The organism is Stenotrophomonas sp. PAMC25021 (assembly GCF_004795795.1).
Taxonomy (GTDB): Bacteria; Pseudomonadota; Gammaproteobacteria; order Xanthomonadales; family Xanthomonadaceae; genus Stenotrophomonas; species Stenotrophomonas muris.
The window spans coordinates 3318482-3331260 of sequence record NZ_CP039255.1 but is presented as its reverse complement, the minus strand read 5'-3'; the positions used below and the strand labels follow the sequence as shown (position 1 = coordinate 3331260).

Sequence of the window (12779 nt, the reverse complement as noted above, 5' to 3'; positions counted from 1 at the left end):
TAACCACCATTCGGTTAGCGTCCCGATCCACGGCCATGGATCCGGGGGCGCCACTCCCCTGCTATTGGGATTTGACGCGGGGGAAACAACCTCTGGATCATAGCCGCTTCTCCATACACAACCGGATGGAACGTCCATGCTCTCAGGCTTCGATGGTCTCCGCTTCAGCCACTGGCACCCCGAGATCCGCGACGACGGCGTGGTGGTTCTCTCCCTGGATCGCCAGGACAGCAGCGTCAATGCGATGTCGCAGGACGTGCTGCTGGAACTGGGCGACCTGCTTGAGCGCATTGCCCTGGACCCGCCCAAGGGCGTAGTCATCCAGTCGCTGAAGAAGGCCGGCTTCATTGCCGGTGCCGACCTGAAGGAGTTCCAGGAATTCGACCGTCGCGGCACCGTCAACGACGCGATCCGGCGTGGCCAGGCCACCTACCAGAAGCTGGCCGAGCTGCCCTGCCCGACCGTGGCGGCCATCCACGGCCACTGCCTCGGCGGTGGCACCGAGCTTGCCCTGGCCTGCCGCTATCGCGTGGCCTCCAATGACAGCAGCACCCGCATCGGCCTGCCGGAAACCCAGCTGGGCATCTTCCCGGGGTGGGGTGGCAGCGCCCGCCTGCCGCACCTGGTGGGCGCCCCGGCAGCGATGGACATGATGCTGACCGGCCGCACCCTGTCGGCCTCGGCCGCGCGTGGCATCGGCCTGGTCGACAAGGTGGTGGCACCGGCGGTGGTGCTCGACACGGCCGTTGCACTGGCGCTGTCCGGCACCACCCGCCCGTTCAAGCAGCGCGCCACGGCTTGGGCCACCAACACCTGGCTGGCACGCACGCTGCTGGCACCGCAGATGGTCAAGCAGGTCGCCCGCAAGGCGAAGAAGGACCAGTACCCGGCGCCGTACGCACTGATCAGCACCTGGCAGCGCAGTGGCGGCAAGCCGATCCAGGCCCGCCTGGACGCCGAGCGGCGTGCCGTGGTGAAGCTGGCCAGTACTCCGACCGCGCGCAACCTGATCCGTATCTTCTTCCTGACCGAACGCCTGAAGGGCCTCGGTGGCGGTGATTCCGGCATCCGCCACGTGCACGTGGTCGGCGCCGGCGTGATGGGCGGCGACATCGCCGCGTGGGCCGCCTACAAGGGCTTCGAGGTGACCCTGCAGGACCGCGAGCAGCGCTTCATCGACCCGGCCATGGAACGCGCGCAGGCGCTGTTCGCCAAGAAGGTGCGCGACGAGAGCAAGCGCCCGGCCGTGGCCGCGCGCCTGCGTGCCGACCTGGAAGGCAACGGCGTGGCCGAGGCCGACCTGGTGATCGAGGCAATCATCGAGAACCCCGAAGCCAAGCGTGCGCTGTACCAGACGCTTGAGCCGAAGATGAAGCAGGACGCCCTGCTGACCACCAACACCTCGTCGATTCCGCTGGTGGAACTGCGCGACCACATCCAGCGCCCTGCGCAGTTCGCGGGCCTGCACTACTTCAACCCGGTAGCGCAGATGCCGTTGGTGGAGATCATCCATCACGACGGCATGGCGCCGGAGACCGAGCGCCGCCTGGCCGCGTTCTGCAAGGCGCTGGGCAAGTTCCCGGTGCCGGTAGCCGGCAGCCCGGGCTTCCTGGTCAACCGCGTGCTGTTCCCGTACATGCTGGAAGCGGCCACCGCGTATGCCGAGGGCATTCCGGGCCCGGTGATCGACAAGGCCGCGGTGAAGTTCGGCATGCCGATGGGCCCGATCGAACTGATCGATACCGTGGGCCTGGACGTGGCCGCCGGCGTCGGCCGCGAACTGGCGCCGTTCCTGGGCCTGCAGATCCCGGCCGCACTGCAGACGGTGGAACCGGACAAGCGCGGCAAGAAGGATGGCCAGGGCATCTACACCTGGGAGAACGGCAAGCCGAAGAAGCCGGACGTGGCCAGCGACTACCAGGCCCCGGCCGATCTGGAGGACCGCCTGATCCTGCCGCTGTTGAACGAGGCGGTGGCCTGCCTTCACGAGGGCGTGGTGGCCGACGCGGACCTGCTGGATGCCGGCGTGATCTTCGGCACCGGTTTCGCACCGTTCCGCGGCGGTCCGATCCAGCACATCCGTGCGGTCGGTGCCGATGCGATCGTCGAGCGGTTGAAGGCGCTGCAGCAGCGCCATGGCGACCGTTTCGCGCCGCGCCCGGGCTGGGACAATCCCGCCCTGCGCGAACCGGTGATTTGAGTTCATCGGCCGGGCCTGCGGCCCGGCACCCGCAGAGGCAACGTCAAGTTCCACAGCAGAAGCCAGAGCCAAAGCGGCTCTGGCTTTTCTGTTTGTTGGTCGGGGCGGTGTCGGGTTGCGGGGACGCCGTAAACCCGTCCTTGGGGGCTTGGCCGCGGCATCCATGCCGCGGACACCCCGCAACCCGACACCGCCCCACCCCTGACAGTTTCCCGGTGACGGTGGGTGAACTGAACTGCGATGGCTGTAGGTGTCGACCTTGTTCGGCACGGATCATTACGAACTGGTGGGTGTCGACCTTGGTCGACACCAGGAGCGAAGCGACCGGCGTTTGATTTTGATTTTCTTTTTTCTTCTCCGTGGCTGGACGCACACGGAAACTGTCAGAGGCCGGGCGGGTGGGTGGCGCAGGACCGTTGGCGCCATGGATGGCGCCATCGAGCCCCCATGGGTGAGGGCGCTTTGCTTGCGAAGCACTGCTTTGCAAGCGCCCGAACGCACAGCCGCCGGCGGCTGGGCCGGACCGCGGAGCGGGGTTTACGGCGTGTCCTGCGCCACCCACCCGCCCGGCCAAGCGCGGCTTTTGCTTTACGCGACCAAGCAACCAGCCACGAGGGGCTGCGCCGTTGGCTGGAACACCCTGTTACCCATACGGGGCATGTGCCCGTCACAGCTGCATGCGATGCTCATCACCTGATCCCTGCCAGCGAGAACGCCCGCATGACCACCATCATCGCCCCGCGCGTGCACGACATCGGCGGCCTGGAAGTCCGTCGCGCCGTCCCCACCCTGCAGGCGCGCAGCATCGGCTCGTTCGTGTTCGTCGACCAGATGGGCCCGGCACTCATGCACCCCGGCACCGCCATCGACGTGCGCCCGCATCCGCATATCGGCCTGGCCACCGTCACCTACCTGTGGTCGGGCGCGATCGGCCACCGCGACACGCTGGGTTCGGATCAGGTGATCCGTCCCGGTGACGTCAACTGGATGACCGCCGGCCGCGGTATCGCCCATTCCGAGCGCACGCCGCAGCCGGACCGCGATCACGACAACCCGATCCACGGCATGCAGACCTGGGTCGCGCTGCCGAAGTCGCATGAAGAGATCGAGCCGGCGTTCTACCACCATGCCGCTGCCACCCTGCCCGAGCAGCGTCGCAACGGCGCGTGGCTGCGGGTGATCGCCGGCCGTGCGTACGGCGAGGAATCGCCGGTGAAGGTGTTCGCCGACACCCTCAACGTGGCAATCGATCTCGACCCCGATGCGGAAATCGATATCGACGACGGCCACCGCGAGCGCGCGTTGTACATCCTCGAGGGCGACGCGCAGCTGGATGGCGTGGATATTCCCGCGCAGCACCTGGTGATCCCCGAAGCCGGTGCACGCGGCCGCCTGCGCGCGAAGACGCCGGTGAAGGCGATGCTGTTCGGTGGCGAGCCGCTGGATGGCCCGCGCCACCTGTGGTGGAACTTCGTGTCGAGCTCGAAGGAGCGCATCGAGCAGGCCAAGCACGACTGGGAAGCCGGCCGCTTCGGCACCATTCCGGGCGACGACAAGGAATTCATCCCACTTCCGCAGTACTGAACATCGCGTGTTGCACACATCTGAAGGTGTATCCCTGCACCCGGCGTTGACGCTACAGTCACCCGCTGATCATTGAAATGTGACATAAATCACACTTTCGACCGTCAAAGGAGTGCAACACATGAGCATGGGTAAACGCTTGTCCGCCGAGTTCCTCGGCACGTTCTGGCTGGTTCTGGGTGGCTGTGGCAGTGCGGTGCTGGCCGCCAAGTTCGGTGGCGACGGCAATCCGCTGGGTATCGGTTTCCTCGGCGTGGCGCTGGCCTTCGGCCTGACCGTGGTGACCGGCGCCTATGCGTTCGGCCATATCTCCGGCGCGCACTTCAACCCGGCAGTCAGCGTCGGGCTGTGGGCCGGTGGTCGTTTCCCGACCAGGGATCTGGTGCCCTACATCATCGCCCAGGTTGCCGGCGGCCTGCTGGCCGGCTTCATCCTGCTGCAGATCGCCTCCGGCGCCACTGGCTTCGCCATCGATGGCAGCCAGGCGGGTGCGTTCGCCAGCAATGGCTATGGCGCGCTGTCGCCCGGCGGCTACAGCGTGGCAGCCGCCTTCCTGTGCGAAGTGGTGCTGACGGCGGTGTTCCTGATCGTGATCATGGGTTCCACCCACGGCAAGGCACCGGCCGGTTTCGCCCCGCTGGCGATCGGCCTGTCGCTGACCCTGATCCACCTGATCAGCATTCCGGTCACCAACACCTCGGTTAACCCGGCCCGCTCCACCGCCGTGGCCTTCTTTGCCGGCAGCGGAGCAGTCAGCCAGCTGTGGCTGTTCTGGGTCGCTCCCCTGCTGGGCGGCGCGATCGGCGGCCTGATCTACAAGTGGATCGGCAGCGACCGCTGATCCTCGCGACTCCCATTGCGGCCGACCCTCGGCCGCAATGGTTACTTCTGTAACCGCGAATTGTGCGATTGCTCACGTTCCGTTAAGGTTGAGTTGACCGTCCGTGCACATGCCGGATGGGGCGGCATCCGGGGATGGGATGCCATGGCCGCCGGCCCTGCTGGCGGAGCCAAACAACTCATCACCTTGGGGGATGCATGAAGTTCGTGCCTGTCATGTTGTCGAGCCTGCTGTTCGCTGCGGCCCAGGCCGCCGCGCAGGCGCCGTCCGAATGTCCTTCGCTGCCAGCCAGCAGTGGCCTGCAGTGGCAGCAGCAGGTGCAGGCCGATTTCCTGGTCTGCCGCGCCAGCACCCCTGATGGCCGCGAAGTACTGAGCCTGATGCTCAGCGCGCGTGACCCCGCCATTCCGCTGAGCCGCTCGCTGCGCCAGGAAAAAGGCAGCTTCGGCGGTGAATCGCTGTACTGGTACCAGCCCGACCTGGGCGGCCAGCAACCGCCGGGTTACGCCGAACGGCGCATCAGCGTGGTCAAGATCGACAAAGGGCGTTACGCGCAGATTGCGCTGTATCCGGACAGCGCGCAGGAGCTGAGCTCACTGCAGCAGCTGGCGCAGGGCATGAGCCTGACCCCTTCGGCCGTGGCCGCCGGGCGCTGAAGGTGACGGGGATGACTGCCTGGCAGCATCCCCGCAATGCACCTCGATCGGCAGGTAGTGCCGGCCGCCGGCCGGCAAACCCTTCGGTCCTGATCAAAAGCAGGTGCCGGCCGGCGGCCGGCACTACCTCAGAACCTGCCTTCCTGGAAATCGACGAAGGCCTGCATCAGTTCCTGCCGCGTGTTCATCACGAACGGGCCGTGCCGCATCACCGGCTCGCGCAACGGACGGCCGGCCACCAGGATCAGCCGCGCGCCTTCGCTGCCAGCCGAAACATGCAGCTGTTCGCCGCCGCCCAGCACCGCCAGCTCCTGGCGCGCAACATCACGGGCGGCGTCCTGTTCACCCACCGTCAGTCCGCCTTCAAATACATAGGCAAAGGCGTTGTGGCCTTCCGGCAGCGTGTAAGTCCAGGCCCGGTCGGGCGCCAACGTGATGTCGAGATACAGCGGCTCGGTGGCCGGCTGCACGATCGGGCCGCGGGTGCCGTCGACCGAGCCGGCGATCACCTTCACTTCCACGCCGGCTGCCGGCTGCACCACGGGAATGCGCTCGGGCGCGAACTCCTGGTACTTCGGCTCGGTCATCTTCTCCTTCGCCGGCAGGTTCACCCACAGCTGGAATCCACGCATCTGCCCGCTTTCCTGCTCGGGCATCTCCGAGTGCACCAGGCCGCGGCCAGCGGTCATCCACTGCACGCTGCCCGGGGTCAACAGGCCTTCGTTGCCATGGTTGTCGCGATGCCGCATGCGTCCGTCGAGCATGTAGGTGACGGTCTCGAAACCGCGGTGCGGGTGTTCCGGGAAGCCGGCGATGTAGTCCTCGGCCCGGTCGGTGCCGAATTCATCGAGCAGCAGGAACGGGTCCAGGTCCGGCAGCGTCGGGCCGCCGATGACGCGGGTCAGGCGCACGCCGGCACCGTCGGAGGTGGGCATGCCACGGATGGTGCGCAGCACGCGGACCGGTTCGGGAAGGCTCATGGCGACTCCTGTGGGATGGATGCCCCTGAAGATGGACGCCACATGGCCGTACGCCAATGGATGGCACCGCAACCAATTGTTCCATCCCTGATGTTGGCTGCACGTCAGCGCCACCGTCGTACGACCAAAGTACTACCGCCGATTCGTCCTGTGCCAATTGACCCTGTCGTGGGCAAGCAGGACTCTTTGACTGTCTTTCCGGGAGAGAGCACCTCATGAAAGGGTTTTCCAAACTGGGCTGGGCGGCACTCGCCCTGCTCGGCGCATTCTGTCTGGGCACCGTCGCCCTGCGCCGCGGCGAGCACATCAACGCACTGTGGATCGTGGTGGCCGCGGTCTCGCTGTACCTGGTCGCCTACCGCTTCTACAGCCTGTTCATCGCCAACAAGGTGATGCAGCTGGATCCGACCCGGGCCACCCCGGCGGTGATCAACAACGATGGCCTCGACTACGTGCCGACCAACAAGCACGTGCTGTTCGGCCACCACTTCGCCGCCATTGCCGGCGCCGGCCCGCTGGTCGGCCCGGTGCTGGCCGCGCAGATGGGCTACCTGCCCGGCCTGCTGTGGCTGGTGGTGGGCGTGGTGCTGGCCGGCGCAGTGCAGGACTTCATGGTGCTGTTCCTGTCCAGCCGTCGCAACGGCCGCTCGCTGGGTGACCTGGTGCGCGAGGAGATGGGCCAGGTACCCGGCACCATCGCCCTGTTCGGTGCGTTCCTGATCATGATCATCATCCTGGCGGTGCTGGCGATGGTGGTGGTCAAGGCGCTGGCCGAAAGCCCGTGGGGCATGTTCACGGTGATCGCGACGATGCCCATCGCGATCCTGATGGGCGTGTACATGCGCTACATCCGCCCCGGCAGGATCGGCGAGATTTCGGTGGTTGGCCTGATCCTGCTGCTGGCCGCGATCTGGTACGGCGGCAAGGTCGCCGCCGACCCGGTGTGGGGGCCGGCGTTCACCTTCACCGGCACCCAGATCACCTGGATGCTGATCGGCTACGGCTTCGTCGCCTCGGTGCTGCCGGTGTGGCTGCTGCTGGCCCCGCGCGACTACCTGTCGACCTTCCTCAAGATCGGCACCATCATCGCGCTGGCCATCGGCATCCTGGTGGTGATGCCGGAACTGAAGATGCCGGCGCTGACCCAGTTCGCCGCCAGCGGTGATGGCCCGGTGTGGAAGGGCGGCATGTTCCCCTTCCTGTTCATTACCATCGCCTGCGGTGCGGTCTCCGGTTTCCACGCACTGATCTCCTCCGGCACCACGCCGAAGCTGCTGGCCAATGAAGCGCACATGCGCTACATCGGCTACGGCGGCATGCTGATGGAATCGTTCGTGGCGGTGATGGCGCTGGTGGCGGCCTCGATCATCGATCCGGGCATCTACTTCGCGATGAACAGCCCGGCCGCCGTGATCGGTGCCGATGCAGCCTCGGCGGCGCACTACATCACCAACACCTGGGGCTTCACCATTACCCCCGAGCAGTTGACCGCGACCGCGGCCGCCATTGGTGAACCGACCATCCTGCACCGCGCCGGTGGTGCACCGACGCTGGCGGTAGGCATCGCGCAGATCCTGCACGAAGCGATTCCCAGTGGCAGCGACGCGATGATGGCGTTCTGGTACCACTTCGCGATCCTGTTCGAAGCCTTGTTCATCCTGACCGCGGTGGACGCCGGTACCCGCGCCGGGCGCTTCATGCTGCAGGACCTGCTGGGCAACTTCGTGCCGGCCCTGAAGAAGACCGAGTCGTGGACCGCCAACATCATCGGTACCGCCGGCTGCGTGGCGCTGTGGGGCTACCTGCTCTACACCGGCGTGGTCGATCCGTTCGGCGGCATCCAGACGCTGTGGCCGCTGTTCGGCATCTCCAACCAGATGCTGGCTGGCATCGCGCTGATGCTGGGCACGGTGGTGCTGTTCAAGATGAAGCGTGACCGCTATGCGTGGGTCACTGCGGTACCGGCGGTGTGGCTGCTGATCTGCACCACCTACGCCGGCTTCATCAAGATCTTCGACAGCAACCCGGCGCAGGGTTTCCTGGCGCAGGCACACAAGTTCCAGGCCGCGCTCGCCAGCGATACGATCACTGCACCGGCCAAGTCGGTGGCGCAGATGAAGCAGATCGTGGTCAACGCCTACGTCAACACCGGCCTGACCGCGCTGTTCCTGCTGGTGGTCGGCGCGGTGCTGGTGTATTCGATCAAGACCATCCTGGCGGCACGCCGCAACCCGCAGCGCAGCGACCGCGAGACCCCGTACGTGGCGCTGAAGCCGCATGAAATGGTGGATCTGTGATGAGCACGCAACTGGTTCCCGCCGGCCAGTACCAGGCGCACCGCCGCATCTGGCGGCGCCTGGTGCAGACCGCACGACTGTGCTGTGGCATTCCTGATTACGACAATTACGTCCGGCACATGCTGGATAAGCACCCGGACCAGGAGCCGATGGATTACAAGACGTTCTTCCGCGAGCGCCAGGAAGCGCGTTACGGCGGGCGCAACGGCGGGCGCTGCTGCTGAGGGCCAGGCCTGCCTTTCAGCAGGCAAAAGAAAGCCGAGCGCGGGCTCGGCTCTACACGGGCAGAGCGGGTTCGCGGCGCACGCCGCGAACCCGCAACAGGATCGTCCGGCCAGGACTCAGGCGCCGGCCATCCACTTCAGGATCAGGCCGGTGACATACGCCAGCCCGGTGCCGGTGGCATAGCCCACCGTACCCAGCAGCACGCCCACCGGCGCCAGCGTCGGATGGAAGGCTGCGGCCACCACGGGGGCCGAGGCGGCCGCGCCGATGTTGCCCTGCGAACCGATCGCGAAGAAGAACAGCGGCGCGCGCAGCAGCTTGGCTACCCCCCACAGCACCAGCACGTGCGTGGCCATCCAGATCGCGCCAAGCAGGAACAGCCACGGCCGATCCAGCAGCGACAGCAGGTTCATCTGCATGCCGATGCAGGCGATCAGGAAGTACAGGAACACCGTGCCCAGCCGCGAAGCGCCTGCGGCTTCCAGCCGGCGCGCACGGGTGAAGCTCAGGCCCAGGCCCATCGCCGTGGACAGCAGGATCACCCAGACGAACTGGCTGTCGAGGCTGAACTGGCTGGCCCAGCTGACATTGGCCTTGAACCAGCCCGACAACGGCGCGGCGATGGCATGGGCCAGGCCGACGCCACCCAATGCCACGCCAACGATCACCATCAGGTCGGTCATGCTGGGAATGCGCGCGTTCTGTGCCTCGTAGGCGCTGATGCGTGCCTTCATCTCGTCGATGGCGCGGGTGTCGGCACCGTTGCGGGTATCGATCTGCTGCGCGCGGTTGGCCAAAAACAGCAGGATCGCCATCCACAGGCTGGCGCAGGCCACGTCGACCACCGCGAACTGGCCAAAGGTGGTGGCATCGGTGCCGAACACCTCGCGCATGGCCACCATGTTGGCGCCGCCACCGATCCAGCTGCCGGCCAGCGCGGCCATGCCGGCCCAGGTATCACCGGCCACCGTTTCCGGATGGATCAGCTTCATCAGCTGGAACGAGACGATGGCGCCGAGCATGATGCCGGCGGTACCGGCACAGAACACGATCAGCAGCTTTGGGCCGAGCTTGATGACGCCTTTCAGGTCGATCGACAGTGTCAGCAGGACCAGCGCAGCGGGCAGCAGCACGTCGCGCGCGACCGGGTTGTAGAGCGAGGTGTTGTGGCCATCGATGACACCGGCGGTGTTGTAGATGGCGGGGATGAAGTAGCACAGCAGCAGTGCCGGCACCCAGGCGAAGATCTTCTTCAACAACGGGGTCGGACCACTGGCGGCCCAGAAGATCAGGGCCAGGGTGGCGGCAATCAGGCCCAGTCCAACGATGTCGTTGCTGATCAGGGCGGTAGCGGGTTCGGTCGGCATGGGATCCTCTGTCGATCGAAAGAGCGGAGAAAAAAAGCGCCGCATGAAGCGGCGCAGGTCGAGATTAACATTGTCTTCACGCCTGGTCATGCTGCGCTGCTTGTCGCCTTCCCCTGCATTGACGACGATTGCGGCATCACCGTTGTGGAGCAGGCCCATGCAGCTTGGTGCGTTCTCTGTCAGCCTGTCCGTGAAGGACCTGGCCGCCTCCCGCGCGTTCCACGAAGCCCTCGGGTTCTCGGTCACCGGTGGCGATCCCACGCAGAACTGGCTGGTAATGCGCAGCAACGGCACGGTCATCGGGCTGTTCCAGGGCATGTTCGAGGGCAACCTGCTGACCTTCAACCCCGGCTGGGACCAGCACAGGCAGGAGCTGCCCCACTTCCAGGATGTGCGTGAACTGCAGGCGGAACTGGATGCCAAGGGCATCGAACTGGCAGTCCGCACTGACCCCGATGGCCAGGGGACCGGCTACCTGCAGCTGGCCGATCCCGACGGCAACGTGATCCTGATCGACCAGCACGTGGCGCGGCCGAACGGGCGGTAATGCGAACAGCCATTGCGTGGGTAGGCGTCGACCTTGGTCGACGGGCCGCATGCCAACCAAGGTTGGCATCTACCAGGACGGCCGGTTCAGGCCGGGCGCGAGGCACTGAAATCGAGCGTGACACGCGTTCCGCGCGGTTCGCAGGGCTGCAGCTGCAGGGTCCAGCCCAGGTGTTCGCACAGCCGCGCGATCAGGTCCAGGCCGATGCCGCTGCCACGATCGGCGCGTCCGCCACGGGCCATGCGCGCGTGGATGGCGGCAATCTCCTCCGGGCTCATGCCATGCCCTGGGTCCTGCAGCGTCAGCACCGCCGACGCACTCAACTGCAGCTCGATATGGCCGCGGCCGCTGTTCTCGATGGCATTGCGCAGCAGGTTGCCGATCGCCGCCTGCACCACTGCCATCGGCGCAACGATATCCACCGGCGCCGCCTGGATGCCGATGCTCAGGTCCTTGTCACCGAGCAGGTGGCGATGGTCGTCGACGATCTCCGGCAGCAGCTGGTCCAGGGCGATGCGCTCGGCACGCGCGGCCAGGCGTGCCGGATCACGCGCCAGCACCAGCAGCAGCTCGATCAGCTGCTCCACGCTCTGCGCTGTGCGCAACACCCGCTGCATCTGCTGGCGGGCGCGCTCGGGCAGGCCCGGTTGCTCCAGCGCGAGCTCGGCAGCACCGGTCATCACCGCGATCGGCGTGCGCAGTTCGTGGCTGGCGGTGCTGATGAAGACCCGCTCGCGCTCGACGAACTGCTCGTTGCGGTCCAGGTAGTCGTTCAACGCACCGGCGATGGTATGCAGCTCAGCGCTGCCGCGCGGATCGACTTCGATACGCTGGCCCTGCACGCCCGGCCGCAGCCCGGCAATGTGCTGTGCCAGCAGGCTCAACGGACGCACCATCCGCTCCATGCCGAACGACGCCATCAGCACGGTGACGAAGATCATGATCACCCCGGCCAGCATCACCCAGCGCGTGGCGAACTGTTCCAGGTCATGGAAATCGGAGATGTCAAGCGCCAGCGCCACCCGTCCCATCGACTGCGTTTCACGGACCATCACCGCCGTCTCGCGGCCCTTGACCATCACTCCGTCATGCAACCCAGGATGCAGGGAGCGCAGGCTCTCTGGCAGATTGACTGCGTCAAAGCGGTACAGGCTCAGCGTGTCCGAGTCCTGCCAGCGATAGTGAGGTTCGTGCTCGACATGCTCGACGATGCTGTCCAGTTCGGAATTGAGCAGCGCGCGCCACGCGGCGTGCTCGGCGTGTTCGTGCACGTAGTTGCCGACACTGAATACTGCAATCGACAGCAGTGCCAGGTACCCGAGCAACCACCACACCACCCGCCGGTACAGCGGCCCCGGCTTACGCGCCCTCATCAGCATTCCTGCCTGCGTCGGCAGCGTCCATCAGCGCCAACCGATAGCCCACCCGCGGCAGCGTATGGATCAGCTTGTCGGCAAACGGGCCGTCGACGCTGCGGCGCAGCTCGTAGACATGCGAGCGCAGCAGATCGCCATCCGGTGGCTCGTCGCCCCACAGGGCGAACTCCAGCTGCTGGCGGGTGACCGCACCGGGGCTGGCGCGCATCAGCACTTCCAGCAGCTTGCGGCAGGCCGGGTACAGGTGCAGCACCTGGCCACCACGCTGGGCTTCCAGGGTCGCCAGGTCCAGCACCAGGTCGCCCACCTGCAGGCGCTTGCGCGGATTGCGGCCCTGCGCGCGCAGCAGCAGCGCCTCCAGCCGCACTTCCAGCTCGGGCAGGGCGAACGGCTTGGTCAGGTAGTCGTCGGCACCGGCGCGGAAGCCGGCGATCTTGTCCGGCAGCTCGTCGCGCGCGGTCAGCATGATCACCGGCACCTCCGACGCGTGCTCGGCGCGCAGGCGACGCAGCACCTCCGGCCCCTCCATGCGCGGCAGCATCCAGTCCAGGATCACCGCATCGTAGGGGTGGCTGCCTGCCAGGTGCAGGCCGGTGATGCCATCCGGGGCCACGTCGAGCACGTGCCCGCGCGACTCGAAATAGTCGAACAGGTTGGCCACCAGCTGGCGGTTGTCCTCGATCACCAACAGACGCATGCACGAAAG

Annotated in this window: 11 protein-coding genes; 7 read left to right on the top strand and 4 right to left on the bottom strand. The window is 66.4% G+C overall.

Translation table 11 applies throughout. The features are described from left to right. Positions 1–136: 136 nt before the first annotated feature. The 4 genes from E5790_RS15405 to E5790_RS15390 all read left to right on the top strand — a co-directional run bounded on the left by E5790_RS15405 (position 137) and on the right by E5790_RS15390 (position 5281). Positions 137–2200, top strand: a complete 2064-nt coding sequence (locus tag E5790_RS15405) for a 3-hydroxyacyl-CoA dehydrogenase NAD-binding domain-containing protein (protein WP_111207078.1) — start codon at positions 137–139, stop codon at positions 2198–2200. 720 nt (positions 2201–2920) lie between these two features. Further along, entirely contained in the window at positions 2921–3784 is an 864-nt protein-coding gene (locus E5790_RS15400; RefSeq protein WP_005410608.1) for a pirin family protein, read from the top strand. A 121-nt stretch (positions 3785–3905) separates the two neighbouring features. Continuing rightward, complete coding sequence (gene aqpZ, locus E5790_RS15395) at positions 3906–4625, top strand: aquaporin Z (RefSeq protein ID WP_049441926.1); 720 nt, start codon at positions 3906–3908, stop codon at positions 4623–4625. Between the two features lie 197 nt (positions 4626–4822). Then, entirely contained in the window at positions 4823–5281 is a 459-nt protein-coding gene (locus tag E5790_RS15390; protein ID WP_049441929.1) for a hypothetical protein, read from the top strand. Between the two features lie 128 nt (positions 5282–5409). Here E5790_RS15390 and E5790_RS15385 read toward each other — a convergent pair whose 3' ends face one another. After that, positions 5410–6261: a pirin family protein gene (locus E5790_RS15385; RefSeq protein ID WP_014648005.1), complete on the bottom strand. Its 852-nt coding sequence runs from the start codon at positions 6259–6261 to the stop codon at positions 5410–5412. A gap of 215 nt (positions 6262–6476) precedes the next feature. Between E5790_RS15385 and E5790_RS15375 the strand changes: the two genes are divergently transcribed. Both E5790_RS15375 and E5790_RS15370 read left to right on the top strand, forming a co-directional pair. After that, positions 6477–8558: a carbon starvation CstA family protein gene (locus E5790_RS15375; protein WP_014648006.1), complete on the top strand. Its 2082-nt coding sequence runs from the start codon at positions 6477–6479 to the stop codon at positions 8556–8558. Then, positions 8558–8782, top strand: a complete 225-nt coding sequence (locus tag E5790_RS15370; RefSeq protein ID WP_032958992.1) for a CstA-like transporter-associated (seleno)protein — start codon at positions 8558–8560, stop codon at positions 8780–8782. Before E5790_RS15375 ends, E5790_RS15370 begins: the two co-directional genes overlap by 1 nt. A 117-nt stretch (positions 8783–8899) precedes the next feature. Here the strand turns inward: E5790_RS15370 and E5790_RS15365 are convergent, their stop codons facing one another. After that, a complete protein-coding gene (locus tag E5790_RS15365; protein WP_053496043.1) occupies positions 8900–10150 on the bottom strand; it encodes a DUF819 family protein in 1251 nt (416 codons plus the stop codon). A gap of 157 nt (positions 10151–10307) precedes the next feature. On the opposite strand from E5790_RS15365, the gene E5790_RS15360 reads away from it, so the two are divergent. After that, complete coding sequence (locus E5790_RS15360; RefSeq protein WP_014648009.1) at positions 10308–10697, top strand: VOC family protein; 390 nt, start codon at positions 10308–10310, stop codon at positions 10695–10697. Between the two features lie 86 nt (positions 10698–10783). On the opposite strand, the gene E5790_RS15355 is transcribed toward E5790_RS15360, so the two are convergent. After that, positions 10784–12070, bottom strand: coding sequence for a HAMP domain-containing sensor histidine kinase (locus E5790_RS15355; protein ID WP_032958989.1), 1287 nt, complete (start codon positions 12068–12070; stop codon positions 10784–10786). Continuing rightward, positions 12057–12770, bottom strand: a complete 714-nt coding sequence (locus tag E5790_RS15350; protein ID WP_014648011.1) for a response regulator transcription factor — start codon at positions 12768–12770, stop codon at positions 12057–12059. Before E5790_RS15350 ends, E5790_RS15355 begins: the two co-directional genes overlap by 14 nt. Positions 12771–12779: the final 9 nt, after the last annotated feature.

What these genes read in the sequence shown, in the direction of transcription:
- E5790_RS15405 (WP_111207078.1), top strand. Translation starts at nt 137, where the DNA reads ATGCTCTCAGGCTTCGATGGTCTCCGCTTCAGCCACTGGCACCCCGAG.
- E5790_RS15400 (WP_005410608.1), top strand. Translation starts at nt 2,921, where the DNA reads ATGACCACCATCATCGCCCCGCGCGTGCACGACATCGGCGGCCTGGAA.
- aqpZ (WP_049441926.1), top strand. Translation starts at nt 3,906, where the DNA reads ATGAGCATGGGTAAACGCTTGTCCGCCGAGTTCCTCGGCACGTTCTGG.
- E5790_RS15390 (WP_049441929.1), top strand. Translation starts at nt 4,823, where the DNA reads ATGAAGTTCGTGCCTGTCATGTTGTCGAGCCTGCTGTTCGCTGCGGCC.
- E5790_RS15385 (WP_014648005.1), bottom strand. Translation starts at nt 6,261, where the DNA reads ATGAGCCTTCCCGAACCGGTCCGCGTGCTGCGCACCATCCGTGGCATG.
- E5790_RS15375 (WP_014648006.1), top strand. Translation starts at nt 6,477, where the DNA reads ATGAAAGGGTTTTCCAAACTGGGCTGGGCGGCACTCGCCCTGCTCGGC.
- E5790_RS15370 (WP_032958992.1), top strand. Translation starts at nt 8,558, where the DNA reads ATGAGCACGCAACTGGTTCCCGCCGGCCAGTACCAGGCGCACCGCCGC.
- E5790_RS15365 (WP_053496043.1), bottom strand. Translation starts at nt 10,150, where the DNA reads ATGCCGACCGAACCCGCTACCGCCCTGATCAGCAACGACATCGTTGGA.
- E5790_RS15360 (WP_014648009.1), top strand. Translation starts at nt 10,308, where the DNA reads ATGCAGCTTGGTGCGTTCTCTGTCAGCCTGTCCGTGAAGGACCTGGCC.
- E5790_RS15355 (WP_032958989.1), bottom strand. Translation starts at nt 12,070, where the DNA reads ATGAGGGCGCGTAAGCCGGGGCCGCTGTACCGGCGGGTGGTGTGGTGG.
- E5790_RS15350 (WP_014648011.1), bottom strand. Translation starts at nt 12,770, where the DNA reads ATGCGTCTGTTGGTGATCGAGGACAACCGCCAGCTGGTGGCCAACCTG.